The sequence below is a fragment of the Secundilactobacillus silagei JCM 19001 genome (genome assembly GCF_002217945.1).
In the GTDB taxonomy this organism is placed as follows: Bacteria; Bacillota; Bacilli; order Lactobacillales; family Lactobacillaceae; genus Secundilactobacillus; species Secundilactobacillus silagei.
The window spans coordinates 66,086-92,284 of the sequence record NZ_BCMG01000010.1 but is presented as its reverse complement, the minus strand read 5'-3'; the positions used below and the strand labels follow the sequence as shown (position 1 = coordinate 92,284).

22 protein-coding genes are annotated in these 26,199 nt (G+C 45.2%); 2 read left to right on the top strand and 20 right to left on the bottom strand.

The genetic code is table 11. The features are described from left to right. Positions 1-34: 34 nt before the first annotated feature. The 4 genes from tuf to rpsO form a co-directional block, all read right to left on the bottom strand. Positions 35-1,222, bottom strand: a complete 1,188-nt coding sequence (tuf, locus tag CES79_RS09720) for an elongation factor Tu (RefSeq protein WP_089137050.1) — start codon at positions 1,220-1,222, stop codon at positions 35-37. A gap of 187 nt (positions 1,223-1,409) precedes the next feature. Then, entirely contained in the window at positions 1,410-2,300 is an 891-nt protein-coding gene (locus CES79_RS09715) for a hypothetical protein (protein WP_089137049.1), read from the bottom strand. Between the two features lie 68 nt (positions 2,301-2,368). Beyond that, positions 2,369-4,183, bottom strand: coding sequence for a ribonuclease J (locus CES79_RS09710; RefSeq protein WP_089137048.1), 1,815 nt, complete (start codon positions 4,181-4,183; stop codon positions 2,369-2,371). Positions 4,184-4,421: 238 nt separating this feature from the next. Further along, entirely contained in the window at positions 4,422-4,691 is a 270-nt protein-coding gene (gene rpsO, locus CES79_RS09705) for a 30S ribosomal protein S15 (protein ID WP_054654642.1), read from the bottom strand. Between the two features lie 270 nt (positions 4,692-4,961). Between rpsO and rpsT the strand changes: the two genes are divergently transcribed. Next, positions 4,962-5,225: a 30S ribosomal protein S20 gene (gene rpsT, locus CES79_RS09700; protein WP_054654644.1), complete on the top strand. Its 264-nt coding sequence runs from the start codon at positions 4,962-4,964 to the stop codon at positions 5,223-5,225. Positions 5,226-5,281: 56 nt separating this feature from the next. Here the strand turns inward: rpsT and holA are convergent, their stop codons facing one another. Both holA and CES79_RS09690 read right to left on the bottom strand, forming a co-directional pair. Beyond that, positions 5,282-6,310 carry a DNA polymerase III subunit delta gene (holA, locus tag CES79_RS09695; RefSeq protein ID WP_408005821.1) on the bottom strand — a complete coding sequence of 343 codons (1,029 nt, stop codon included), beginning with the start codon at positions 6,308-6,310 and terminating at the stop codon, positions 5,282-5,284. Next, positions 6,307-8,448 (bottom strand): DNA internalization-related competence protein ComEC/Rec2, encoded by a 2,142-nt coding sequence (locus CES79_RS09690; RefSeq protein WP_225362392.1) that lies wholly within the window; start codon positions 8,446-8,448, stop codon positions 6,307-6,309. The genes holA and CES79_RS09690 overlap by 4 nt, the downstream gene beginning before the upstream one ends. Here CES79_RS09690 and CES79_RS12860 point away from each other — a divergent pair. After that, complete coding sequence (locus CES79_RS12860; protein ID WP_159459487.1) at positions 8,387-8,545, top strand: hypothetical protein; 159 nt, start codon at positions 8,387-8,389, stop codon at positions 8,543-8,545. The two genes, CES79_RS09690 and CES79_RS12860, sit on opposite strands and share 62 nt — an antisense overlap. Here the strand turns inward: CES79_RS12860 and CES79_RS09685 are convergent. From CES79_RS09685 to CES79_RS09620, 14 genes are all read right to left on the bottom strand, one after another. Further along, complete coding sequence (locus tag CES79_RS09685) at positions 8,540-9,028, bottom strand: ComE operon protein 2 (RefSeq protein WP_089137045.1); 489 nt, start codon at positions 9,026-9,028, stop codon at positions 8,540-8,542. The two genes, CES79_RS12860 and CES79_RS09685, sit on opposite strands and share 6 nt — an antisense overlap. A gap of 65 nt (positions 9,029-9,093) precedes the next feature. Next, positions 9,094-9,759: a helix-hairpin-helix domain-containing protein gene (locus CES79_RS09680; protein WP_089137044.1), complete on the bottom strand. Its 666-nt coding sequence runs from the start codon at positions 9,757-9,759 to the stop codon at positions 9,094-9,096. A gap of 86 nt (positions 9,760-9,845) precedes the next feature. After that, complete coding sequence (locus CES79_RS09675) at positions 9,846-10,892, bottom strand: SepM family pheromone-processing serine protease (RefSeq protein ID WP_089137043.1); 1,047 nt, start codon at positions 10,890-10,892, stop codon at positions 9,846-9,848. A gap of 18 nt (positions 10,893-10,910) precedes the next feature. Then, the gene (gene coaD, locus CES79_RS09670) at positions 10,911-11,381 is read right to left on the bottom strand and encodes a pantetheine-phosphate adenylyltransferase (RefSeq protein ID WP_089137042.1); all 471 of its coding nucleotides are present in this window, start codon (positions 11,379-11,381) and stop codon (positions 10,911-10,913) included. Beyond that, the gene (rsmD, locus tag CES79_RS09665) at positions 11,381-11,944 is read right to left on the bottom strand and encodes a 16S rRNA (guanine(966)-N(2))-methyltransferase RsmD (protein ID WP_054654656.1); all 564 of its coding nucleotides are present in this window, start codon (positions 11,942-11,944) and stop codon (positions 11,381-11,383) included. Before rsmD ends, coaD begins: the two co-directional genes overlap by 1 nt. Further along, positions 11,944-12,231, bottom strand: coding sequence for a YlbG family protein (locus tag CES79_RS09660; protein WP_054654658.1), 288 nt, complete (start codon positions 12,229-12,231; stop codon positions 11,944-11,946). The genes rsmD and CES79_RS09660 overlap by 1 nt, the downstream gene beginning before the upstream one ends. Further along, the gene (locus tag CES79_RS09655) at positions 12,231-13,436 is read right to left on the bottom strand and encodes an FtsW/RodA/SpoVE family cell cycle protein (protein ID WP_054654660.1); all 1,206 of its coding nucleotides are present in this window, start codon (positions 13,434-13,436) and stop codon (positions 12,231-12,233) included. The genes CES79_RS09660 and CES79_RS09655 overlap by 1 nt, the downstream gene beginning before the upstream one ends. Positions 13,437-13,625: 189 nt before the next feature. Next, positions 13,626-18,803, bottom strand: coding sequence for a mucin-binding protein (locus CES79_RS09650; protein WP_089137041.1), 5,178 nt, complete (start codon positions 18,801-18,803; stop codon positions 13,626-13,628). 68 nt (positions 18,804-18,871) lie between these two features. After that, a complete protein-coding gene (locus tag CES79_RS09645; protein WP_054654670.1) occupies positions 18,872-19,765 on the bottom strand; it encodes a KxYKxGKxW signal peptide domain-containing protein in 894 nt (297 codons plus the stop codon). A gap of 535 nt (positions 19,766-20,300) precedes the next feature. Further along, positions 20,301-22,136 carry a translational GTPase TypA gene (gene typA, locus CES79_RS09640; protein ID WP_054654672.1) on the bottom strand — a complete coding sequence of 612 codons (1,836 nt, stop codon included), beginning with the start codon at positions 22,134-22,136 and terminating at the stop codon, positions 20,301-20,303. Positions 22,137-22,255: 119 nt separating this feature from the next. After that, entirely contained in the window at positions 22,256-23,041 is a 786-nt protein-coding gene (locus CES79_RS09635) for an inositol monophosphatase family protein (protein WP_089137040.1), read from the bottom strand. Positions 23,042-23,045: 4 nt separating this feature from the next. Next, positions 23,046-23,336, bottom strand: coding sequence for a UPF0223 family protein (locus CES79_RS09630; protein WP_225362391.1), 291 nt, complete (start codon positions 23,334-23,336; stop codon positions 23,046-23,048). A 101-nt stretch (positions 23,337-23,437) separates the two neighbouring features. Then, the gene (gene lpdA, locus CES79_RS09625) at positions 23,438-24,862 is read right to left on the bottom strand and encodes a dihydrolipoyl dehydrogenase (protein WP_089137038.1); all 1,425 of its coding nucleotides are present in this window, start codon (positions 24,860-24,862) and stop codon (positions 23,438-23,440) included. A 7-nt stretch (positions 24,863-24,869) separates the two neighbouring features. Then, positions 24,870-26,180, bottom strand: coding sequence for a dihydrolipoamide acetyltransferase family protein (locus CES79_RS09620; protein WP_089137037.1), 1,311 nt, complete (start codon positions 26,178-26,180; stop codon positions 24,870-24,872). Positions 26,181-26,199 lie beyond the last annotated feature (19 nt).

Genomic DNA, 26,199 nt, shown 5'->3' with positions numbered 1-26,199 from the left:
CTTCTCGGACTTTTTATGTTCATTTAGGTAGGTATTAGTCCATGATATCTGAAACAACACCGGCACCAACAGTGTGGCCACCTTCACGAACAGTAAACTTAGTACCCTTTTCAATGGCAGCTGGAGCGATCAAGTCAACTTCGAAAGTGACGTTATCGCCAGGCATAACCATTTCTACGCCATCAGGCAATTCGATAACACCAGTGATATCAGTGGTGTGGAAGTAGAATTGTGGACGGTAGTTTGAGAAGAATGGCGTATGACGGCCACCTTCTTCTTTAGAAAGGATATAAACTTCACCCTTGAACTTACTGTGGGTTTGGATCGAACCTGGCTTTGCAAGAACTTGGCCACGAACAACTTGGTCCCGGTTAATCCCACGAAGCAAGACACCAACGTTATCGCCGGCTTCACCAAATGGGAGAGTCTTACGGAACATTTCCAAACCAGTAACAGTACTCTTAAGAACTTCTTCCTTAAGACCAACGATTTCAACTTCATCGCCGACCTTGATAGTACCACGATCGATACGACCAGAAGCAACAGTACCACGACCAGTAATGGTGAAGACATCTTCAACAGGCATTAAGAAAGGCTTGTCGTTATCACGAACTGGAGTTGGGATGTATTCATCAACAACGTCCATTAAGTGTAAGATAACCTTTTGTTGTTCTTCGTCGCCTTGAAGTGCTTTCAGAGCTGAACCACGGATAACAGGAATATCGTCACCAGGGTAATCGTATTCTGAAAGTAATTCACGGACTTCCATTTCAACTAAGTCGATCAATTCATCATCGTCAACTAAGTCGATCTTGTTTAAGAAGACCACGATGTATTCAACACCCACTTGGCGAGCCAAAAGGATATGTTCACGAGTTTGTGGCATTGGACCATCAGTTGCGGCAACAACTAAGATAGCACCATCCATTTGAGCGGCACCAGTGATCATGTTCTTGATGTAATCAGCATGTCCTGGGGCATCAATATGAGCATAGTGACGTTTCTCAGTTTCGTATTCAACATGGGCAGTGTTGATCGTGATACCACGTTCACGTTCCTCAGGTGCCTTGTCAATATCAGCATAATCTTCTTCTTTAGCTAAACCTTTTTGAGCTAATACCTTAGTAATAGCTGCAGTCAAGGTAGTCTTCCCATGGTCAATATGGCCAATAGTACCAATGTTTACATGGGGCTTAGTTCGTTCGTATGTTTCTTTTGCCATTAATGAAACCTCCTGTATTTTTCACAAAGATTGTGTCAGTAAACGAGTTGCTGACAACCCTTTGCAGTAAATTATACTACTTCTTCTCGAAAAGGTAAATCGAGAATCCCTCAAGAAGAATCCTTAAATATTATATAGATTAGGCTATCGTTTGTAAACAATAAACTCCAAATTCACTCGAACTTTTTTAAGCACCCGTCATTTCGGACATAATCTGAGACAGTTTTCGCTGCCACCATTCAACACTATACGGTGCCGGTAAAGCTGCTGATTGCACCTGATCACCTTGAATCAATCGTTCCACCCAGACTTGCGGGTCTGGAATAGCACGGTCAATAAACGGATATAGCAGGGTAACTTGTAAGCCCAGTTCATTTTGGAATAATTGTTGGGTAACCGGATCATGATCCCCAATCGCCTTTTGCAGTATACCTTCCAGTATACCAACTTTTTCAAACTCTGCCAGTGATTTTAACTCACTACCCATAATCTCGTAGTTTTTATTGTCCAGCCATCGAAATGTCATTCGGTCTGACAGCTTAAGTTTTTGGACCATTTCTAACAGACTGACGCGAATAATCGGCTTAACAAACGGATCGACCAGTAACGCTTTGGTTGCCGTTAACCACTCTTCTAAAGGGAGCTGCTTACCCGCTTCAAAGATCCGTCGCTGCTGCGTTAACGTTAAGGCACTCAGTTGATAGAAGGTCTGATAATCCTTCTTAAAATCCGGCTGCAGCCGGGCAGTTGCTTCAGCTTGCTGAATCAGCCCACCAACTTCTTGGGGCAGCTGCGTGACCGTAGCGGTTAAAATATGGGCCATCAGCAACTGCCGGTTAGCCAGCAGCACCTGCACCATTAAGATCACGTGTTCACTATCCATCAAATAACTGTTCAAATTATCCATCATGATCGAATAAGCCAATTTGTTTTGATGATCTTCAAACAGGCTTTTAACCAGCAAGTGATTGATCTTAGCACTGGGCGCTGTCTGGTACTCCTGTTCATAGTACTGGGCTGCCTGCCCCCACTGCTGCTGCTTAAACGCTTCGTTTGCCCGCTGTAAATTTCGATCCATTCTAGTAACCACCTCCAATAAATGAAAATCCCGTACGTTTTTGGGTCAACATACGAGATTTAAAACCTTTATTTTTCAGCTTGATCGTCAGTCTTGTTATCAGCCTGATGATTGTTTGGCGTTGGTTGGTTCTTGGCTGTTGGCTGTTTTTTTGGTGCTTCTTGGTTCTTTTGAGCAGCCTGTTTCTTGTGCTTACTCTTCGGCTTATGCCGGCGAGGGTCAACTTCCATGATGACTGGTAAGATCACTGGATGGCGACGGGTCTGATCAAACAGATAGTGATTGAGCTTTTCTCGTACATCCTGTTTCAGGTGCGTCCAGTCAAACTCCTTATTATCGAGGTTCGTCTGAACCGTCTTCTTAATGATCTCAGCACTTTCATGCATCAGGTTTTTATTCGCCTTGACGTACACGAAACCGCGCGAAGTAATCTTAGGTTCACCAATGATCTGCTTTTTCTTATGATCAATGGTAATGACCGCTACAAAGATACCGTCTTCAGAAAGCACCTTACGATCACGCAGCACAATGTTACCAATATCGCCGACACCGATACCGTCGATCATCGTATTGCCAACTTCAACACTGCCGCTTAGAACCATGTCCTTGCCATCGTAGACCACTTGATCACCCTTGGCGGTCATGAAGATCCGGTCTTTAGGCATACCCACCTCTTCAGCGGCGCGCTGATGAGCTGACATCAACCGGTATTCGCCTTGAATTGGCAATAGGTAGCGTGGGTGCAGGATGTTGATCATCAGTTGTAAGTCGTGCTTGCTAGCGTGACCTGACGAGTTAAGATCATCCGAGATCGCCTTAACTTCGCCACCGGCCCGATAAATCATGTCCCGGGTCTTAGCAACCGTGGTTTCCATGGCGTGGGAAGGTGTGGTGGTAATAAAGACGAGGTCGCCCTCTTCTATATTAAGGCCCTTTTCCTGTTTATTGGCCATCCGCTGCAAGGCTTTAATGGGCTCGCCCATTTTACCGGTCTGAATGATTACAACTTGCTCGGCTGGTAATTTGGCCAGCTGTTCTTCAGTAACCAGCAGATCATCTTGTGGCAGTACCAGCTTGTTTAAACGCATTGCCGTATCAACAATTTTTTCAATGTCGCGACCGGTCAGATAAACTTTCCGACCGGTTTTTGCAGCTGCGTCAAAGATTTGCTGAAGCCGTGAGATATTGGAACCAACACTGGCCACCACGATCCGACTCTTGGCGTAGTTGAACGTCTCGATCACGTTTTCCGCAATATCGCGTTCACTAGCCGTTTCATTAGGATTTTCGGCATTAGCTGAATCGCTTAATAACGCTAAGACACCATTGGTCCCAATTTGAGCTAAGCGGGCGTAATCGGTCTGGTAGCCAGGTGCAGCTGTCTGATCGAACTTGAAATCACCAGTATAAACCACGCTGCCGGCACTGGTGTTTAACACAATGCCCATTGATTCTGGAATTGAGTGCGTCGTTTTAAAGAAGGAAACCGTCACGTCACCAAAATCGATTTCAGTCTGAGCGTCCACCACGTGAAAATCATCAAAGCCCTTCACGTTAGGATCCGACTGACAGCTGATTTTTGCCAGTTCAATCGTCATTTCAGAACCGAATACCGGCACCTTGAATTCGTTTAAGAAATAAGGCAATGCACCAATTGCATCCGCATGCCCGTGAGTGAGAAAGACCCCCACGATGCGATCCTTATTCTCCCGCAAATAACTGAAATCGGGAATCACGATATCGATCCCCAACAATTCGTTTTCCGGGTACTTCAACCCGCAATCTAAAACGTAGATACTATCATTAACATCTACAATATACATGTTCTTGCCATTTTCGCGGACACCGCCCAACGGCATGATCTTTACTTTTGCTTTGTCCATAATTCACCTCAAAATATGCTGTTCTTGCCTCACAAATTACCAGCTGATAAGATTCAGCTGCCAATTATGAATCCTTACTTTTTTCCTAAACTCTAAAAATTTAGGCACGACTACAAACTGTTTACAGTTTATCACACTTAATTCAACTATGTAACAACCCAAACTGGGTCCGGTAAAAATTCTTTCTGGGGATAATAAAAAAGCCCTCCCGTAACGGAGAGCTTCCAAATTATCAAAATTAACGACGTAGGCCCAATGCCTTGATCAAATCACGGTAACGGGTAATGTCAGTGTTACGTAAGTAAGCTAACAAGTTACGACGGTGACCAATCTTCTTCATCAAACCACGTTGTGAATGATAGTCTTTTTTATGAGACTTCATGTGATCGTTCAATTCGTTGATGTCTGCTGTTAAAACAGCGATTTGAACTTCTGCTGAACCAGTGTCGCCATCGTGACGAGCATACTGCTTCATAATTTCGGTTTTCTTTGCTTGTGTAATTGCCATGGATAATTCCCACCTTTAATATTATTTGTCCTCCCGTTACTGAGTAGCCGTGAGTGAGATCGCAGTCCACTAAGTAAGGGAAATTTAAGAACCTTTGCCATTATATCTGTTATCGGACAGAATAACAAGGACTTTATATTTAACCGCTTATCAAGTACTTTTACTTTACAATTAGTGGAGAACTGTTGCAATCACTAATTTTATTCTGTATAATGGCATTCGTTGAATAATAACAGAGCCGTCTGGCTTATGAGTGTGGAGGTGAATTCATTGCCAATTATCAAATCTGCGATTGAACGTGCAAAAACGAACGTTAAAGCTAACGAACGTAATTCTGCACAGCTTAGCAGTATGCGAACAACCGTTAAGAAGTTTGAAAAAGCTGTTACCGATCATGACGACAACGCCGCTGAGTTATACAAAGCTGCATCTAGTGCCGTTGACCGTGCTGCTTCAAAAGGTTTAATCAAAACCAACAAAGCTTCCCGCGATAAGTCACGTATGGCTGCTCGTTTAGCTAAAGCAAACGCCTAACTTAAATTAACGATTAAAGGACCAGTTCGTTTTCGAACTGGTCCTTTTTTGTGTCTTTAAGCAACTTCATTTAAATATTTTAGCATAAACAGTTCAAACAGCAGTTCCGGATCTTGGCTGGTTGATTTTAATGACCGCTCAATGTTAATCAATCCCAAATAGGCTTGCCGCAGATGGGCCAGTTCCAGATGACGAACACTTTGCATCGCTAATTTTACCCGGTATGGGTGGACTTTCAAGGATGACGCAATACTGCCCTGACTATAACCGTTACGCATTAAAATTTTAGTTTGAATCAGCAGCCTAAACTGACTGACTAATACCGCGTTGATCCGCAGCGGCTCTTCCTTGGTTAAGATCAATTGGCGATACAGGTTCAAAGCCGCCTCAATGTGTTTACCCATCACGTCGTTGACCAGATCAAAAACGTTTTGGTCCAGTGACTTGGAAACCAGCTCAGCAACCACCGTTTTATTGATCTGTTTAGATTCCGCCGAAGCTAGTTTTAATTTTGGCAGCTCATTCATGATCAAAGACAGGTCCGTTCCCGTTCGCTGGAGCAGTAAATTCAGGGCTTCCGGGTCAATCTCAAACTGCGCTTGTTTTAAGTTTTGCTGAACCAGTGAGCGAATCTGACGCTCGCCCACCGCTTCTAAGCTAATCACCTCGGCCGCTTTTTTAATAGTCTTAACGACTTTTTTACGACTATCTAATTTACCAGTCGTAGCAAAGAAAACCACGATGGAAGTTGGCTCCGGGTGGTCTAAATACTTGATCAAACCGTCAATATCATGGTCAATTTTACTGCCACGATGATTTTCGGTGGTTAAAAAATACGCGCGGTCAATAAATACCAGTCGTTTTTCACCGAAGAACGGTGCTGACATGGCATCGTTTAAAGCCTGTGCAAGCGGTGTGGTTTCCATATCGTAGCTGGCATAGTTCATGGTTTGCTCAACCTCTGGAATCACGTTTAAAAACGCTGCCTTGAGCTGCTGAATCAAGTAGGGCTGATTGCCGGTAATCAAATAGACCGGCTTAGCATTACCCTTTTTTAGTTGCGTTAATGTTGCTTCATATGTCACGATAAATTCTCCTTTAAAAAGGTCTGCCAGCGCCCGCCACTGCTAGTATATCGGTAGCGAATCATCCCGTTTGTCTGGGTGTTAAACACCGGTATCTGATTTTCTGCCAGGGTTGCTAACGTCTCCTGATTAGGATGGCCATAGCGATTATTCCGGCCAGCAGAAATGATGCCGATCTTAGGCTGCAGCTGTTTGACCACTTCCGGATCAGTAGCCGTCTTGCTGCCGTGATGTCCTAATTTTAACACGTCTACTTGCAATGCCGGATAGCGACTTAAAATTTCCCGTTCGCCTGCGCGATCTAAATCACCCGTAAATAACCAGTGTAAACCAGCAACCTGCCCCGCTAACACCATTGAGTCTTCGTTAGTCCCGAGCCCTGGTTTAAACGGGTGAACTGCCGTTAAGGGCGTCTTGCTAATTCTTTGACCCGCTTGTACCGAAATCAGTTGGGTGTCTTTAATGTAGGGCCGAATCCGCTGCATGAACTGCGGATTTTGATTCATCCCCAGTGGAATGTATAGCCGTTTAACGTGCAATCCCTTCAACACGTCACCAACGTCGCCAACATGGTCGGCGTCTTGATGTGACAGGCAAAGGTTATCAATGTGGGCAATTCCCTGACTTTTTAAATAGTTGATACTAATGCGCTGTGCCCGCGAGCGCCCACTGATCTTTTGGCCGCCAAAGTTCACGCGCCCACCGGTGTCGATCATGGTAATCTGCCGATTATACGGTGAGCGGACTAAAAAGCTGTCCCCCTGGCCAATATCAAAAAACGTCATTTCGCCAGTCGCTGGTAAATGAATGGCTAAGAAGCTGACCAGATAGACAGTTCCTAGAATAATCGGCAGCCATTTTCTAAATTTCTGGGTCATAAGAACCAAGGTCAAGATCGTCATAATGCCCACTACCCACGCGGCTGGTTTGCCAAACACGATCATCCCCGGTAAGCTGTCCAACCAGTTTAAACCACCAGTAAAGCCCCTTAACAGCCATTCTGTAAGGTCAGTTAGCCAAGGTAGCCAGTGACCGCCAATTCCGGCCACTAAAACGAGGGGGAAGATACAGACACTAAAGAGCGGCAAAATCAGCAAATTAACAAACATCGTCAACACGTGCCACTGATAAACGTGGTAGAGGATCAGCGGCAGACTTAACAGATTTAACATCACCGTTGTTTTCAGCACACCAAACTGCTTAGTGAATAACAAGCCAAACGCTAACCCATAACTCAGTTGGCCACCTAAATGCATGAGTAGTGCTGGCTGAACAATCAATCCCAATAATAAGCTCAGCCCCCAGGTGGTTAAACCCGTTAAGCGCCAGTCGCATAAGTGGGCCACTAAACCTAAAACCACCACCGCAACGGCGCGCAGCAAGCCAACTTGCGCACCGGCTAAAATGTAATAGGTCGGCAGCAGTAGCAGTAACAGCACCGCAATGGGTGTCTGCGTGAACCCTAATCGGCGCAGACACCAGCTGACTGCCGCAACGATCCAAACAATGTGAAACCCGGAAATACTGAAGAGGTGGATCAGGCCAAGATCGGTCACCGCGGTCAATGACTCATAAAAGTCCGTTGCCCGCCACCCTAAAAACAGGCCTTGAACGTACAGTTGAAGCGTACTGGGTAACGTTTTAGTCGCTTGAACCAGCCGTGCCCGCAACGCATGACACGCATTGACCCACCAAGTAAACGGATTAGTTGCCCGCAACGTCGTAATTGGCGTCAGCCGGTCAATTTTAAGCGTGTTAAAAATACCTTGATGGCGTTGATACTGCCGAAAATCAAACTCATTATCATTGGTTGCTGGCTGTGGTTGGCTAATGTCGCCGTGAACCAGCATTTTAGTGGTCTGCTTCAGCTGTAAACTTTGCAGCAGCGCTTGATCATCAGAAAAGTATTGGCCCTGAACCGTTTGGCCAGCACTAGTTTTGCCGCTTAGCTGGAGGCGGCCGTTTTCCACCCGTAGTTCATCCGGCTGCACCGTTAATTGCAGAGTTGCCCCCGTCTGATCAGACATGGTCCGCGTTTTTGCCAGTTGCTGTGTACGCCAAAATAAGCCACTAAAAATGATCAGCACAAGTGCTGACCACATTAAGACTGTTCGGTCACGTAAACAGATCAGCCGCACTAGCCAAAGTACCGTTAAGATCACTGATAACCAGGTTAAGCCAAAAAAGCAGCCGCTTAAACAGCCCGCTAAAATGGCTAACCAAATGACGTTATGATTGATGATCTTGTAAATAAGCGTCCACTGACGCCCGTTCGATTGCTTCGGAATCAAGGGTCACTTGATGCAGATCGACCTTCTTTAGCTTAATCAATGACATCGCGTACGGATCATTGTGATAGTTATGCAGGTACGAAATTTTCCGGATACCGGCCTGCAGCAGCATCTTAGTGCACTGCAGACACGGAAAATCGGTCACGTAGATTTCGGCGCCATCCGTAGCTTCACCGAACTTCGCGCACTGTAAAATAGCGTTCATTTCCGCATGAATTGTTCGTAGACAGTGACCGTCAACGAGGTAACAGCCCTCATCGGTGCAGTGAACATCACCAGATACGGAACCGTTATAGCCACCCGCAATGATCCGGCGATCACGCACGATTGTGGCCCCCACTGAGAGTCGGTTACAAGTACTTCGGCTGGCCAGCAAGACCGATTGCATCATAAAATATTGATCCCAAGGAATTCTTTTATTCGCCAAAAACTCTGCCTCCATCATCTAATTGTCTGGTTTAGTATACCAAATTTCATTCGAACATGATAATTTTAGACCACGATTTGCGGTCGCAGTCGTTCTAACGTCTTGTCGCCAAAACCATTAACGTTTTTAAGGTCATCCGCTGATTTAAACCCACCGTGTTCTTGCCGATAAGCGAGAATCTTTTCGGCCTTCTTCTCACCCACACCGTCCAACTGCTGCAATTCAGTCGCATCCGCCGTATTCAGATTCACTTGGGGCGCCTGACTTTCAGTACCGGCACCACCACCCGCAGCTGGCGTTCCAGCCGCTGAAGTCGGCACCTTTTCACCATGTTTTGGAATATAAACCACCTGCGAATCAGTCAGTTTCTGAGCGAGATTGACCTGCTTTTCATCCGCGTTACTCGTAAATCCGCCGGCTAACTGAACCGCATCAATGACTCGCATGGTAGACTCCACCTTCTTCATACCGGGCTGCTTAACGGCGCCTTTGACATCCACGTACATCGTGGTCGTCACACTGGTCTGACTGGTCGTGCCAGCAGAGCTGGTTGAAGCCAACGACTCTGATCCAGAAATCAAAGCCGATGACGCTAATTCCGGCTGGGTACTGGCTGTCGGCCGATTACCTAGCAGTAAAATACCCACTGCAATAATGGTCGTTAAACTCAGCCCGATAATGATCCAAGTTTGACGGCTACTGTTTTCCAATAGTTCTCTTAACCTATCCACTTCTTCTGCTCCCCCTCTCTAACCCTAACTACGAGAGAACAGCAAAAACGTTTCGAGAAGTCAGACTAACTTCTCGAAACGTTTTTTTAATGGTGCGTATTCAAGTAATGCACGGCTTGGTTAAAGTTGGAAACTGGCACGACCTTCATGTGCGGTGCCACTTTTTTAGCCGTTCTTTTAGCTAATTGATAGTTCGTCACGTGACCGGGTTCCAGTTGCAAAACGGCCTTAGTCGGCTTTAGGTATGGCGCAAAGAAAATGGTTGCGCCAGCCTTTTTAGCCGCCACAATCTTTTTATCGATCCCGCCGATTTCACCCACTGTGCCATCCGGATTGATGGTCCCAGTACCGGCAATGTTTTGACCATGTCGGATATTCTTGCCGGTCAATTGACCGTAAATCTGCAGACTAAACATCAGCCCACCAGACGGCCCACCAATTTGACCGGGATTGACCTTGACGTTTGGCTGCGTTTTAATCTTCACGTTATCGGTCAAAAGAATGCCAATGCCAGTTCGGCCGCTGGACAGTTTGATCAGAGGTGCAGTGGTTGTTTTCAGCTTACCATTGTGCTGATACTGAACCCGCAGCCGCTCACCAACGGACTTCTTAGCAATAAACTTTTGAAAACCAAAGGCGTTTTCAAAGTGGTGACCGTCAACTTTAGTAATGGTATCGCCCACTTTAAGGTGTTTAAACCGGGAATTCTTCTGCACATCCATGACGTAGATGCCTAAGTAATTCTTCGTCACCTTTTTATGCGCCGCTTTAACCGCCACTGCTTTGGCTTCGTTAATGGCACTTTGCATGTAAAAATCCTGCATTTTCACGTATGTATCATTGTTTTGTCCGCCCGTAACACTCTGTTCACTTTCGATTGAGCTGTACGGTGAAACTTTGGCCAGCAAGTACGTTATTGGCCGAGCTTGCGCCAGCTTAACCGACGTAATCATGAATTTACCGGCACGCTTATCAGGATGATCCTTAATGCTGACAAATGATTTGAGATTATCGGCGGAACCTGGTGATTCAATGTATTGCGGCAGCGGCCAAAAGAACCCAATGAGGATCACAATCGCTAAAACAATGCTGATGCCATACTGAAGAACCTTTTTACGCGTTTGTTTTTTCATATTATTTTATTCGAACCTTTACTTTCGATTTAAAGCTTCGGCAACCGCCGGCGGAACTAATTTGGAGACGTCACCGTTAAAGTGTAAGACCTCTTTTAGAATCGAGGACGAGATAAACGCATATTTAGGATCGGTCATTAAAAAGACGGATTCAATCGAATGGTCCAAATAGCGATTGATGTTAGCAATATCCGATTCAAAGGCCAGATCCCTAGAATCGCGCAGGCCGCGAACAATCACCGTGGCACCGACTTCCTTAACAAATTGCACCGTTAAGCCGTCTTCCGCCTGCACCGTGACGTTGGGTAAATGCGCCACGCTTTTTTGAATCAGGGCAACCCGTTCTTCAGGCGTAAACAGCATGTTTTTGCTGATATTGATACCCACGGTCACAATGAGCTGGTCAAATAAATGGCTGGCCCGTTCAATAATGTTTAAATGACCGAGCGTCAGCGGGTCAAAACTGCCCGGATAGACTGCTTTTGTCATTAGTTCGTGCCTCCCTGATAGCGATAAATTGTTACCTTAGTAATCCCGTACGATTTTTCAACGATCCGTGTGCAGGCCCCAATTTCAGCTGGTAGAACGGCTTCTTGATTGGTCTCACACAGAATTCGACATTCTGGATTCAAAAACTGATTAGTTATCAATTCTTGAATTTCTTTGACGATCTTTTGTTCCCGATACGGCGGATCAAAGTAAATCAGATCAAAGCTTTCGTGCTGCGCCTGCAGCTGTTTGAGCGCCATTTCCGCGTCCCGTTTGATCACCGTGAACTTATCGGGTTCCTTGGTCACTGCAATATTTTGATTGATGGTTTTAATGGCCGCTCCTTGACGATCGATCAATACCGCGTGGTCAATGCCCCGCGATACCCCTTCGATGCTCAGACCACCCGAACCCGCAAATAGATCCAGACTTCTCCCACCATCGAAATACGGTCCCAGAATATTAAACATGGCTTCCTTCACCTTATCCGTTGTGGGCCGCGTCTTCATACCGGGAACCGCTCTTAAACGTCGGCCACCATATTCTCCTGCAACAACGCGCATTATTCTTCATCCTCTTCAAAGTTAATTTGATCTTCCTTGGCATCCGGCTTGCCGGATAACCCCAGCAGATCCATCAGTTCGTTTCGAGGAGACTCAATGATCCGTTTAACAAACCGCAATTGCTTTAACCGGTTGATCGTCTCTTTAGCATCTTCCTCATTGACATAGATAATGGCATAGCGCATCCGTTTTGAAACATATTCCAAATGACCATACCGCTTCAGCTGTCGCACTTGACGCAAACTAGCCACGTAAACGACCAGATTCGTCCGTGATTGAATATCCATTATGCTAACCCCCGCCTTCTGCGTTCATCCGCACTAATATTTAACACAATTCCTAAAGAAAGTGTCAGTGAAAACATACTTGACCCGCCATAACTGATAAAGGGAAAAGTCACCCCGGTAATTGGCAGCCAGCCGATCACGCCACCGACATTGATAAAAGCCTGAACGGCAAAGTAAGTCGCCACGCCATAGCAGACCAAGGTATTGAACGAATCAGCGGATCGAATGCCGATTCGGATGATCCGCCAAACAATGATTCCCAGTAGCAGCATAATGATGACCACCCCGATCAGCCCAAGCTCTTCACCGGTAATTGCCATGATAAAGTCGGTGTTGGGTTCCGGCAAATAACCGCGCTTTTGAATCGAATTGCCCAGCCCAACGCCAAACACCCCGCCGTTACTCAAGGCGTAGTATGAATTGACCAGTTGCTGACCAGAACCGTTGGCATGGCCAAAGGGATCAATAAAGGCCACTAACCGCGCTAATTTATAAGACTTAACCGTCCCTGATTCTGATAGCACTAAAGCAATCGGGAAAACGATCAGCGCGATAACTGCGGTAACACCGCCCAAGATCTTATAGCTGATTTTAAACGAATACCCACTGCTCAAACACATAATAAAGATGATGGTGGCGATAATTACAGCACTCCCCATATCCGGCTGAATCAGAACCAACCCGACCATGATCGCACACATAAGCACTGGGACTCGTACACCACGCCACCAGTGGCCACCAACGACATCGTCATTCCAACTTGGCACGCTCAAGGCTTTTGCCATTAACAAAATCAGTACCACTTTGACCAGTTCAGCAGGCTGAATACTAAAGGATCCCAGCCTAAACCAGCCAGCCGCACCATTAACCGTTTGACCAACAGCTAACAAACCAATTAGTGCAAAAAGTAAGAAAACATAAGCTACCATGGTAAGCTGACCGTCAGCCAAAACGTGACGCGGAATCATAAACACAACCAGCACAATACAGAAGCCTAGTATCACAAACAGCAGCTGCTTAAACAAATAGCTGATTGGTGTTGAACCCATTTGAACGGCAACGTTAGAGCTGGCTGAATAGACCATTACGACCCCGATCGCACATAAAATCAGGTACGGCACAATGAGCCAATAGTCTAGATCTTTTAATTTTCTGAAACTGAAATTTCTCTTGATTGCTGCCGTAAATCTTTGCCATCTTCGCATTTGAAAATCCCCAAACTACTCCGCTAATTTTCTTAAATAAACTTTCTTAATTATAGCATATCGCCCAGATTTGATGTAAATCCGTAGAAAACCTTTAGAATTTAGCCGGGTAACTTAGTTGAAATTTAGGTTACAAAAAGCGCACTCCAGAAATTGAAGTGCGCTTTTCACTAGCTAACTTTATAGCCGTTAGTCATTATCGTGTTTCTTACGTTTTGCTAAACCAAACAGACTCAAGATACTCATCATACCAAGTCCTAAGGCTGACCAAACGCTGGTGCTTTGCTCACTGGTCTGTGGCAGCTTGGTAGTTGTTTTACCAGTAGCGGTACCATCAGAAACAACCGTACCATTGCCAGTCTGCTGATCAGTTAATGATGCTGTTGCGTTAGTCTGGGTAGCTGAGGCTTGACCTGCACTGGTCTGAGCAGAAGTCATCTGGCTCATTTGACCAGTAGCGTCTGCCCGACCGTTTCCAACACCACCGGTTGCCATACCACCGCTTGACTGATTCGTAGTTTGGCTGCCATCCGTCTTTGGCTTCGTTTCTGGCTGATTTGGCGTCCGGTTCTTGTTCGTAGCCGTACCAGTTGAAGTTGTTGGCGTGGTGCCCTTATCTCCTGGTTGTGTTGGTGTTACTGGAGAACCGGGTACTGGATCGCCATCTTCTGGCTTGCTTGGTGTTATTGGAGAACTAGGTATCGGATTGCCATCGTTTGGGTGACTTGGGATAGGATTGCCACCACCTAGATGCGTTACTGGGTTAGCCGTGTAGTAAACTGTCTCCTCGGTGTTACCACCACTCTTACCAGTTACGGGTGCTGGATATTGACCGTCAACGGTATCCTTATCAAACGTATAGCCAGAAACGAGTGGTGAGTTCGCTTTGCCGTAGCCACCCTGAGGTGTTGCAACGCTAACGCCAGTGATCTTATCTGTTTCAATATTCCAAGTCAATGGCTGCACTACGGATGCATGCACTGGGGTTGTTGTTCCTTGGATAAAGTAGTTAATGGTCCGTGTCGTTATGGTTTGAGTATGACTGATCCCATGCGTGACGTACACATTATAATTCTGATCCGCTTTATCATTATTATCGTAGAACCCACTAGCTGCACCGGTATCCTGACCGACTTTCACATAATTCATTGGTGGAAGGATGCCATTAGTATAAACGCCGTCCGTGGTTCCATTCAACGTCTGCTCTGCCGATGTCACTTCAGTACCATCTGCTGCAGTCCAGCCCGATGTCTTATCCGTCCCGGTCACATCAATATAGTGAATCTGAACTGTTTGAGCGTCGGGATTGTAGGTCACCATCACTGGTGTTAATACTTCGTTAGTAGTTAGCTTCGTCAGATCAACGTTGCCGGCATCTACTGAAGAATGATCCGGTGTGTAGCCGGTCAGCGCTTTTGGCGTTGCTGTCCCAAGTCCTTCATCGGTCCCAGTTACTGCAGTCCAATTACTATAAGTCACATCTTGGGTGACCTCATCAACAGTCCCTGTCCGCGTATAGTCTTGATGCTGAGTAACAGCATCGAATGCTTGATCGCCCCTACGGTGATCAACGGTATTATCCCCGTAAACGTAATTAATGGTCCGCGTGACCGCCGCTTTCAACGCGGCATTATCCGGCGTAACTGCCGTCGTGGCATGTTTGACATAAACGTTATAATTCTGATCCATTTTTGCATCATTATCATAGGTTCCACTAGTCGCTCCGGCATCTTGACCAACTAACGTATAATTCTCTGGCACGGTAATAGTATTCGTATAACTACCGCCAGCGGCACCAGTTAGCGTTTGAGCAGAACCAGCAACTTCAGTACCGTCACTTGGCGTCCAGCCCGATGTTTTAGGTGATCCATCCGCATTATGTGAACCATTCACATCAATATAGTGAACTAATACTTTTTGATCAATGTTATAGGTCACCGTTACATTCTGTGCCTGATCAGTGGCTGTCAATTTCGCAACTCCAGGTACTGTTAGCTCATCCGGTGTGTAACCTGCAATAGTTGGTGAGGATATCGCATTGAAGCCTTCGCCCTTTCCAGACGTTGATGTCCAAGTACCATAACTGATGACGTTTTTAGTGACATCATCAATGACTGCCGTTCGTGTAAAGTCTTGTTTCTGGACAACCACTGGTGAAGCAGATGTTCCCGGCTTATCGGTATCATTTCCATAAACGTAATTGATGGTTCGGTTAATTGTTGCATTCAAATCACTGTTATCTCTATTAGGCGTCGTACGATCAATGGTACTGGTCTTATGACTCAGATGAATAGTGATTTTAGTCGAAGGATACGCTGCTAAAGTATATGAAACTGTGCTATCCTGTCCTTTTGATAATACGTATCCCTTAGGTGTTAAATCGGTCATATCAACGGTGTAGGTCCCTGTATCGCCCACATTTCCTGAAATATCAGGGGCCGTTTTAACCACTTTAGAGGCTGAACTAGGCGCATCATCATCCACGTAGGTCACTGGAGCTGATACCTGTTCAACGTTAGATAATTCATATTGAACAATATCACCATCAAAGTAATATTTAGAAACATCACCAAATTTAGCGGTGTCATTAGGTTCATTAGGACCATAATCACCGTGGTCTGAGTTAACAATCTTAAGTTGCAAGGTATTATCAGGATTTTTTAGCAGATGATAACCAGCAGGTACTAATGCAGCATCCGTAGCAGTCAACTTATCTTCAAGTGACGGAAAATCACCAACATTCAACGTATCCTTATTATCTGTTAATGTCTGGGTTAGATCGTTAAGCGGAATATATTTATCAGCACCCGTACTGTCCTTGTAATGCATCCGCGCGGTAACGGTTGAGGTACTTTTAATTGCAATAGAAGTTGCTTTATCAGCAACCGATGCCTTGGCACCGTTGGCGTACATCGTTGTTTGTAAATAACCGACCTTGCCAGCCTGATCCGCAAAGTTTTCAGTAGTACCAGTTAATTTAATTCGACCGGTCTCTGTATCAGTCGCTATGTTACCCACTTTAACAATCACCGATTGAACCTTTGACCAATCATCTTTGCTCCAGCCAGTAGTTGCAGATGCTGGCGTATAACCAGTGGTATCAACTGCCGTGGTGTCAGTCTTGGTATACCGATTCGTGCTGTACAAGACCGTTGATGTTAGTGGCGCACCAGCGCCGGCACCAGGAGCTGTGGTATAGGTCGTTGGAACCGTAACGGGACCAGTTAATTGAAAATTATAAGTTGATCCTTGATCATCACCAACTTTAGGCAGGTTAATCGCAACTGACGCGTTATTGACAGCTGTTGATGTATTAACAATGTCGGTATAGAAATTCAGCTGATCACCGTCTCGCACGTCAGACGTCCCATTATTAGTTGCCGTGCCATCCTGATTACCTTGGGCCATTGATTGTGCCACAGTTCCAGCAGCAACTTCAATCTTCCAACTATGATTATAATCATAACCAGTGGAAACTGCATCTGCATCACCATCAGTAAATGATGTATCAGCAACCTTAACCTTATTGGCATCACTAATAAGTGGAATAGTTGGTGATGTAATATACAGATAAGTTGGATAGTCACCAGGAAGTGCATCGGCATTATTTGCCAAGTCTATCTGATAATGGCCTGTAACGTGGGTATTAATTGAAACACCCGTTCCCGTATAATCAAACTTAACACCCGTCTGTCCGGTACTGGTTGTATAATACGAAATTTTAGCCGCTCTTGATAAATCTTTAATGTCTTTAACATGGGTTGCAGCTGGAAGCACAAAATATAGGATTGGTTCATAAAGGTTCTCCGTTGTCTCACCGTGACCAGTACCATTCCCACAAACGGAAACGTAGCCGCTATCTTCACCCGGTGTATGGGAACCTTGATAAAAGAAGTTTAGAACGTATCCCTGTGCATCAGAAACAGTTTCAGGCGTTGATGCAAGACGAGTATATTCATCTTCTGGCATTTGAATGTTGACCTTAAAGTTCAATGAATCATTAACATTTACAGGATCACCATTTGAATATTTAGACGCCAGTTTCCCTAGTAAATGAATGGCATTATTTTCACCTTGTGCGCCTACAGCGCCGGTTGTTGCACCTGGTGCTAAGTAGTTAGGCTTAAGAACAACTTTACTTATCGTTGAAGTGGTCGTCCCTTGCTTGACAATTGTTCCACCTGCTGCAATAGTTCCCACTTGGGTAGTACCATCAGCTAGTGTAATCGTGTATGCATACGAAGTTGTTCCTGGTAAATAACTATTTTGGTTGACAGTTTCAGTTGGAACCTGAATTCCAGTGGCATCAATCCCATCAGGAACCGTTAACGTAATTTGCGCGTCTTTAATCGGTGTTGCTGAATTAACTCCAAATGCATAACTACTTAAATATTTAGGATTATCAGCAGCACTACCACGTAGCAATAATTTACTAGGAGCCGTACCACTATTACCATAAATATCAACGTTACCAACAGCTGGGGTAACGCCATCACCTATGGCCATCATTTTTTCAGTCCAAGGCTGGCTTGTAGCCGTCAATGTTTGCCCATTAGGGATTTGTTGCGTAACTGTTGATTTTCCGTTAGTGGTTAAAGTCTGTACTGTATTCGTCAACTTGTTGGTATATTGACCAGCAAGGTAAAAGCCCTGTTGCCCTACGGTAGTATTAGCAGGTACTGTCACAATAACTTTACTGCCATCTGCACTTTGTGTAACTGACGTAGTTCCCACTGGAAATTCGTTGAGTGAATCGGTCAAGTCACCATTTAAAACAAAGCCAGTTGGCACTGGAATCGTAATGGTTGTTCCAGCAGTGTTAAGTCTAGAATCGACCCCATTTCCGGAATCATCTTTAATACCGATAGAATCAGTGACGTTAAATTGGTAGACATAGTCCGTATTTGGCATAACTTCGTCCGCTGATACGATTGGATTGCCATTTGCATCCACAACATTCTTACCATTGTCATCTGTAACATTCGTTGGTTTGGGCTTTACACGTGTTGGCGTTGAAATCGCCAATTTAGGCTGACTTTCCTGCGTTAACGTTATTGTAGCTGATGAATCTGGATTGCCGTTAATTGTTGCAGTAATATCGCCCTTAGCTTCTGTATTAACTTGATTAGCAGTTAATTTCGTTTTGCCAGCATTATTAACCAACTGTACCAAGGCTATTTTTTGTGTAAAGATTCCACCTTCAGCAAAAGTGTTGGTTATAGTGTACGTATTATCAGCATTTTTCGTATAAGCAGTTGTGCCATCACCCTTTGGTAAGTCGTCAACCGATTTTACCGAATCCCACTCCAAATCATCTAAATTTGTCGGTACAGTAATTGTAACTTTATCACCAGTATTAACCGTCATCTTAGCGGTAACTACCACATCATCAGTAGACTGGCCGTAACCAATCTTAGCGGTAGAAGTCGTCAGTACTACTGATGGTTGTTCGCCATCCGCGACCGCTGCAACGCTGCAATCTTCTGTGGCTGCCCAGTCAGTGCATACAGCTCTGAGCCAATCGTCTGGGCTTGAGTGATGTCAACCGCGGTTGGATCAACTAATAGTGTTTTCATTTGCGCTTTCAACTGGGCGACTTTGATCGTATCTACTTGAGTAGGTACTGTACCTATCGCTGCGGTCCTGCCTGGTGTATCTGCCTTAGCAGGTGCGGTCGTTTCAGAACTAGCTGGCGTATCGTTTTTACCTCCAGCAGTTGGTGCAGTCGTTGCTTCTTTATTCCCGGTACTCGTTGAATCAGTAACAACCTTACTATCAGTTTTAGGCACACTAACTTGTTCACCATGATTTGTCGCGTCATTTAACCCGTTATTTCCGGTTTTAGACTCAGACTGTGGTGCTGTTGGCGTTGCGTTATCCACATGAGTAGCTGCTGCCGGCTGTTGTTCACCAGGTTGATCACTAGGCTTAGTTGCAGAAACAGCTTGTTTAGTCTCAGCCACCTTCACCGCACTAGCATTCTTATCAGAAGTATGATCATTAACAGCGGTTACATTTGTCGTCGCTGGCTTAGTCGCAGTTACCGCGTCCTTCACTGCTGATTGTGCCGGTTCAGTTGATGCCGGCAACGTCACCGTCTTAGCTGTCGTGACACTAGCTACCGCAGCTGACGTTTGATTACTTTCAGTTTCAGGTGTCGTATCCGGATTCTCTGCTGCATAGCTGGTACTAGCACCTAAAAACAGTGCTGCCCCCATAGATAAGCTAGCAAGGCTGACAAATACCCATTGCCTACCGACTTTATACGATTTGTAATGCTGTTTTAAATTAGTCTGAATCGTCTTTGATTGATTATTTTTCCCTACCATGAATTTGTCTCCCTTTTAACACCGATTGATTAAAATAATAACTATGCCTTATTTCAATTATCTAGCTATCAAATAACCGGCTGATTGCAAGTTCAATTTTTTCCATAGGATCCCCACCCTTTTAATTTTAAGATCGTTATTGCAAGCGAGATCCCCCATAATGGACACGCTATTTTGCAAATAATCGAACTGATACACGGCGTTAACCAATTTAATGCCACACATCAGATAAAAAAAGTATAACGCACAACCTATGAATTGTATACCAGAATAAGATTTCATCTTAATTACAATGCCATGCTTTAACCATCTTTCTCTAACTATCTGAACAACTTCTATAAATCTTAATGTTCCATTGCTAATTTAGTTACTCTAAATGATACATTTATAAACAACTGTCAAATTAATATCATAATTGACGCTAAAATAAAAGGTCCTCCCACGATTGAGAGATGAATGAAATCTTCATCCCTCAACCATAGGAGGACCTTTATCATCGGCAAAAATTCACCGATCATTAAATTTTTAATTTAGGCTAGTTGTGACGAGCACGCTTAGCAGCCTTTTCACGTTCGTTAGTGCTCAGAATTTGCTTCCGCAGACGAACGTGGTCAGGGGTAACTTCGCAATATTCATCAGTGTTCAAGAATTCAAGTGATTCTTCAAGTGATAAATGAACAGGAGTCTTGATACGGGCCATGTCATCAGAACCGGCAGCACGGACGTTGGTCAAGTTCTTACCCTTGGTGATGTTAACGGTAATGTCATTTTCACGGCTGTTTTCACCGATAATCATACCTTCGTATACATCAGTACCTGGATCGATCAACAAGGTCCCACGGGATTCAACACCCATCATGGCATAAGTCGTTGCCTTACCAGCATTCATTGATACTAAAGTACCCTTTTTACGGCCAGGGTTCCAGTTCTTGATCACTGGGGCGTACTTCTTGAAGGTATGGTTCAAGATACCATAACCACGAGTCATTGACATGAATTCAGTTGAGTAACCGATCAAACCACGTGAAGGTGCTAAGAAGGTCAAACGTGTTTGGCCGTTATCAGTACTTTCCATGTTCTGCATCTCACCTTTACGTTGTGAAAGTGAGTCGATCACGCTACCAGTGTATTCGTCAGGGGTATCGATTTGAACCTCTTCAAATGGTTCTGACTTCTTGCCATCAATGTCTCGGTAAATAACTTCTGGACGTGATACTTGGAGTTCAAAGCCTTCACGACGAAGGGTTTCAATCAAGATTGACAAATGCAATTCACCACGGCCGGAAACAACCCAGGCACCTGGTTCGTCAGTATTGTCAACACGTAACGAAACATCGGTTTCCAATTCAGTCTTCAAACGTTCTTCCAACTGACGGCTGGTAACAAACTTACCGTCTTGACCAGCAAATGGTGAGTTGTTAGTCCGGAAAGTCATTTGCAGGGTTGGTTCATCGATCCGCAGAAGTGGTAATGCTTCTTTGGTATCAGAAGCCGTCACCGTTTCACCAACGTTAATATCTTCCATCCCAGAAACGGCAATCAAGTCACCGGCGTGGGCTTCGTTGATTTCCAAACGCTTCAAACCGAAGAAACCAAACAGCTTAGTGACCCGGAAGTCCTTAGTGGTGCCATCAAGCTTCATAACCGTAACGTGGTCCCCAACTTTAATGGTTCCACGGAAGATCCGGCCAATCCCAACACGGCCAACGAAATCGTTGTAATCCAGTAAGGCAACTTGGAATTGAAGTGGTTCGTCCGAGTTATCCAGTGGTGATGGAATGTGCTTGATGATGGTATCAAAAATTGGCTTCATGGTGTGTTCTTGCGTTGAAATGTCAGGATCGTAGCTTGAAGTCCCGTTCATAGCTGAAGCATAAACGACTGGGAAATCAAGTTGATCTTCGTCAGCACCTAATTCAATGAACAGGTCCAAAACTTCATCAACAACTTCTGAAGGACGGGCACCTGGGCGGTCAACTTTGTTGATCACAACGATTGGTGTCAAATGTTGTTCCAAGGCTTTCTTCAAAACGAAACGGGTTTGTGGCATGGTACCTTCAAAGGCATCAACAACCAGCAAAACACCATCAACCATTCGCATGATCCGCTCAACTTCACCACCGAAGTCAGCATGTCCTGGGGTATCCAGGATGTTGATCTGCTTGTCGCCGTAACGAACAGCAGTGTTCTTCGACAGGATCGTAATCCCACGTTCCTTTTCAATATCGTTGGAATCCAGCGCACGGTCGGCAATCTCCGTATGGCTATCTAATGTATCTGATTGCTTCATTAATTCATTAACCAAGGTTGTCTTACCGTGGTCAACGTGGGCAATAATTGCGATGTTACGAATGTCATCTCTGGTTTTCAAAATCTTGTTCTTCCTTTCATAAACACGTGTTTCTTCTTATCTAACGGTCAGATGTAGCGCAGTCTCCACACTCTACACCTTGACTTAACGCCATAAAAAAACTGTGACCAGCGTCACAGTCAGACGTTTGAACCGATGATTGGCAGAATGTCTTGTTGTGCTTTTACCGTTGCTACCATTACGAAATCTGATGATAGCATATCTAGAGGCTTGCCGTCAACCGTTGTTACCTTCAGACCAAGACTTTCTGCCAAAATTTTACCGGCACCAAAATCCCATGGTTTTAAATATGAGACGTAAGCGACGATCTCACCCTTTAATAAATGAATCATTTCAATCCCAGCTGAACCATAGATCCGCAGACCAGAACTGGCATCCGCTATTTTCTGAAAATTGCGGTAGTTGTGGACGACCATTGGCCCGCTGACGCTCACCAGACCATCGCGTAAATTAATATTTTCAGGTGCTGTTAGCGGGTCATCATTTTGAAACACGCCAATATCTGGTCCGCCAGAAAGCAGTTCATCTCCCATGACATCGTAGATATAACCCAAAACACCCTGACCATCAACGTAAAGGGCAATCATGATAGCAAAATGATCGCGCTGCTTCACAAAGTTCATGGTGCCGTCAATCGGGTCGACCACCCAGACCAGCCCCTTAGTCGACTTAATCTGGTCACCAAAACCCTCTTCACCTAAAATCTGGCTGTCAGGCGCAAACGTTCTGATCTTATTGATAATAAACTTTTCATTTTCCTTATCAACGTTGGTCACCAGATCTTTACGACTGGTTTTTGTCGCTACCTTTAAATTCTGCTGCATTTTGGTCAGGATAAACTCACGTGACATGTGAAGCCATTGCTTGACCGTACGATCGATTCGGCGAAGTTCCGTTTCATTCATCGACCTACCCTCCAATCGTCATTTTAACCGACTTTTTGGCAGTCTCACGGGCTGCCTTGAGCGTAAGGTATAAACTATAGCCGGTCAACTGTTCAAACTGCTTACCAAGCTGCTTTTCCTGAGACTTAGACGTGACGACTTGTTTGAAGGCTTTATACGCCGAAAGCAGTGCGCTAACCGTCACACCCTGCGACAGTTCGTAGGCATCTTCCACCTGCCGATAAAAGTCCGTCACACTAATAATTTCGTCCGTTGTCCAGTCATTTCCTAAGGGATAACTAAAGTTTTTCAAAATGGCACCCCATCCGTTATATTTTTTCTTCCTGCCCATTATACAGCAAAAAGGGCTAGGCACATAGCCTAGTCCTTTTCTGTTACGTTTCAAAACAAGTCAGTTTAGATGTGGGTTGGGTATCCAATCGCAACATCAGCAGCTTCTTGAATTGGTTCACTTAGTGTTGGATGTGGATGAATCGTCAAGGCAATATCCTCAGCATTCATACCACTATTAAGTGCCAGACTGAGTTCAGCAATCAGATCTGAAGCACCGGGCCCAACGACCTGGGCACCAAGCAGAATGTGATCGTCATCCTTAGTCGTAACCAGACGAACGAAGCCATCTGGTTGATCCAATGAAACGGCACGTGCGTTACCAGCAAATGGGAACTTTGCGGTAGAAATCTCAGTGCCCTTTTCCTTAGCTTCAGTTGGTGTCAAGCCGACTGTAGCTAATTCTGGGTCTGCAAAGCAGACGGCTGGAACACCCACGAAATCGTTAGCAGTGTTCTTACCGGAAATTGCACCAGCAGCAGTTTTACCTTCAAAGAAGGCTTTGTGAGCCAATGCTGGACCGGCAACGATATCGCCAATGGCGTAGATGTTTGGAACAGAGGTCCGGCCTTGCTGATCGACGTCGACCAAACCATGATCGCCGACCTTAACGTCAGTCATTTCCAGACCGACGTTATCAGTATTTGGCTTACGACCAACCGTAACCATGCAGTAGTCAGCCTTGACAGTTGATTCCTTGCCATCTACGGCGTAGGTAACCGTAACGCTCTTGTCGTCTTGGGTAGCCTTCTTGGCCATGGCACTGGTGATCACATCAACGCCCTTCTTCTTCAATTGCTTGAGAACGACTTTGACCATATCCTTGTCGAAGTTAGGCAAGATCGATGGGGTCCCTTCAAGGATCGTCACGTGGGCACCTAAATTAGCGTAAGCAGTTGCTAATTCAGTTCCAACGTAGCCACCACCAATGACAACGAATTCTTTAGGAATTTCAGGTAAGCCCAGACCGCCAGTTGAATCAACGACCCGGCCTTCAAACTTGAAGCCAGGAATTTCGACGGGACGGCTACCAGTAGCGATGATCAAGTTCTTAAACTCGATCGTCAGCCCATCGTCAGCACTCATAAACTGCTTTGGACCAGTTGAGACGACCCGTAACTTGGTGTTTGAGTCAAGTACGGCTTCGCCTTCGATGATGTCAACTTTGTGCTTTTTGAGCAACATTTTGACACCACTGGTCATCCGGTCAACAACCTTCTTTTGTTTCCACTCTTGTGTCTTAGTAAAGTCGATCGACGGCGCTTGAGTGGTAATCCCAAAGGTTGAAGCATCCTTAGCGTCTTGGAAACGGTGGCCGGCGTTAATTAAGGCCTTTGAAGGTACACAACCAACGTTTAAACATACACCACCGACTTTGTCTTTTTCAATTACCGTTACACTCTGGCCGAGTTCAGCAGCCCGAATTGCAGCTACATAGCCACCGGGACCTCCACCAATAATGACGGTGTCAAGTTTTTTAGCATCTGCCATATGCGAGTCATCCTTCCATTAATAACAATTCTGGTTCGTGGAGCAAATCATTTAACATGTTCAAAGCATGTTGTGCTAAGGCACCATCGATCAGACGGTGATCATAGCTCAATGATAATTTAAGCATGTTGCCAACTTCGATTTCACCATCGTCGTTGACATATGGTTCTTTAGCGATCTTACCAACACCTAAAATAGCAACTTCAGGTTGATTGATAACAGGGGTAAAGAAGCCACCACCAATTGAACCAACGTTACTAATGGTGATTGAACCGCCAGACATCTGGTCAGCACTCAACTTGTTGTCCTTAGCAGCTTGGGTGTTATCAGCAATTTCTTTAGCAATTTCAAACATACCCTTGGAGTCCGCGTTCTTAATGTTCGGAACGTACAGACCGTGGTCAGTACTCGTTGCAATACCAACGTTATAGTAATGCTTGTGGATAATTTCATCAGTTGTACCGTCAATTGAAGCATCGAAATCTGGGAACTTCTTCATAACAGCAACAATTGCTTTAACCATGTATGGCAAGAAGGTCAAATGAATGTCTTGATCAGCTGCCATTGCCTTGTACTTCTTCCGGTTAGCCATCAAAGCAGAAACTTCGACGTCTTGGAATGAAGTAACATGAGGCGCAATGTCCTTAGAACTCCGCATTGACTTAGCAATGACTTTACGCATCATTGACATTGGTTCACGGGTTTCAAGGTCAGGAATTGCTTCTTTATAAGGCTTAAGTGGTGAAGCGGCAGGTGCGGCAGCGGCTGCAGGTGCAGCAGCTCCAGCGGCAGCACCGTTGAAGTTATCAATATCAGCCTTTAAGATCTGACCATGGTTACCAGTTGGGGTAACAGCGGTAATGTCAACACCCTTGTCACGTGCGTATTGACGGACTGAAGGCATTGCCAAAACTTTCTTGTTTGGATCAGATGCAGCAGGCACACCGGTTGGTGCTGCTGGAGCGGCAGCGGCTGCGGGTGCAGCGGCTGGAGCTGGGGCAGCTTCTTCTTTAGGTGCTTCATCCTTGGCTGAATCATCAGCCTTTTTATCTGATGAATCATCGTCAGGAGTGTCAGGTGAACCGTCATCGATTTCAACTAAAGTGTCACCGATTTCAGCGGTTTCACCTTCCTGCTTCACAATTTTTTTAATAGTACCAGCCACTGGTGATGGCAATTCAGAAACGGACTTATCGTTTTGGATTTCGACTAAAACGTCGTCTTCCTTAACAGCGTCCCCTTCTTTAACAAGCCATGATGAAACTTCACCTTCGGCCATACCTTCACCAAGCTCTGGGAGTTTGAATGCATAAGCCATGGGAAAACTTCCTTTCTAT

Excerpts from the sequence above, each read along its gene's own strand:
- tuf (WP_089137050.1), bottom strand. The coding sequence starts at position 1,222 with ATGGCAAAAGAAACATACGAACGAACTAAGCCCCATGTAAACATTGGT.
- CES79_RS09715 (WP_089137049.1), bottom strand. The coding sequence starts at position 2,300 with ATGGATCGAAATTTACAGCGGGCAAACGAAGCGTTTAAGCAGCAGCAG.
- CES79_RS09710 (WP_089137048.1), bottom strand. The coding sequence starts at position 4,183 with ATGGACAAAGCAAAAGTAAAGATCATGCCGTTGGGCGGTGTCCGCGAA.
- rpsO (WP_054654642.1), bottom strand. The coding sequence starts at position 4,691 with ATGGCAATTACACAAGCAAAGAAAACCGAAATTATGAAGCAGTATGCT.
- CES79_RS12860 (WP_159459487.1), top strand. The coding sequence starts at position 8,387 with ATGATCAGCACAAGTGCTGACCACATTAAGACTGTTCGGTCACGTAAA.
- CES79_RS09675 (WP_089137043.1), bottom strand. The coding sequence starts at position 10,892 with ATGAAAAAACAAACGCGTAAAAAGGTTCTTCAGTATGGCATCAGCATT.
- coaD (WP_089137042.1), bottom strand. The coding sequence starts at position 11,381 with ATGACAAAAGCAGTCTATCCGGGCAGTTTTGACCCGCTGACGCTCGGT.
- rsmD (WP_054654656.1), bottom strand. The coding sequence starts at position 11,944 with ATGCGCGTTGTTGCAGGAGAATATGGTGGCCGACGTTTAAGAGCGGTT.
- CES79_RS09660 (WP_054654658.1), bottom strand. The coding sequence starts at position 12,231 with ATGGATATTCAATCACGGACGAATCTGGTCGTTTACGTGGCTAGTTTG.
- CES79_RS09655 (WP_054654660.1), bottom strand. The coding sequence starts at position 13,436 with ATGCGAAGATGGCAAAGATTTACGGCAGCAATCAAGAGAAATTTCAGT.
- CES79_RS09650 (WP_089137041.1), bottom strand. The coding sequence starts at position 18,803 with ATGACGGTTAATACTGGTGATAAAGTTACAATTACTGTACCGACAAAT.
- CES79_RS09645 (WP_054654670.1), bottom strand. The coding sequence starts at position 19,765 with ATGGTAGGGAAAAATAATCAATCAAAGACGATTCAGACTAATTTAAAA.
- CES79_RS09635 (WP_089137040.1), bottom strand. The coding sequence starts at position 23,041 with ATGAATGAAACGGAACTTCGCCGAATCGATCGTACGGTCAAGCAATGG.
- lpdA (WP_089137038.1), bottom strand. The coding sequence starts at position 24,862 with ATGGCAGATGCTAAAAAACTTGACACCGTCATTATTGGTGGAGGTCCC.
- CES79_RS09620 (WP_089137037.1), bottom strand. The coding sequence starts at position 26,180 with ATGGCTTATGCATTCAAACTCCCAGAGCTTGGTGAAGGTATGGCCGAA.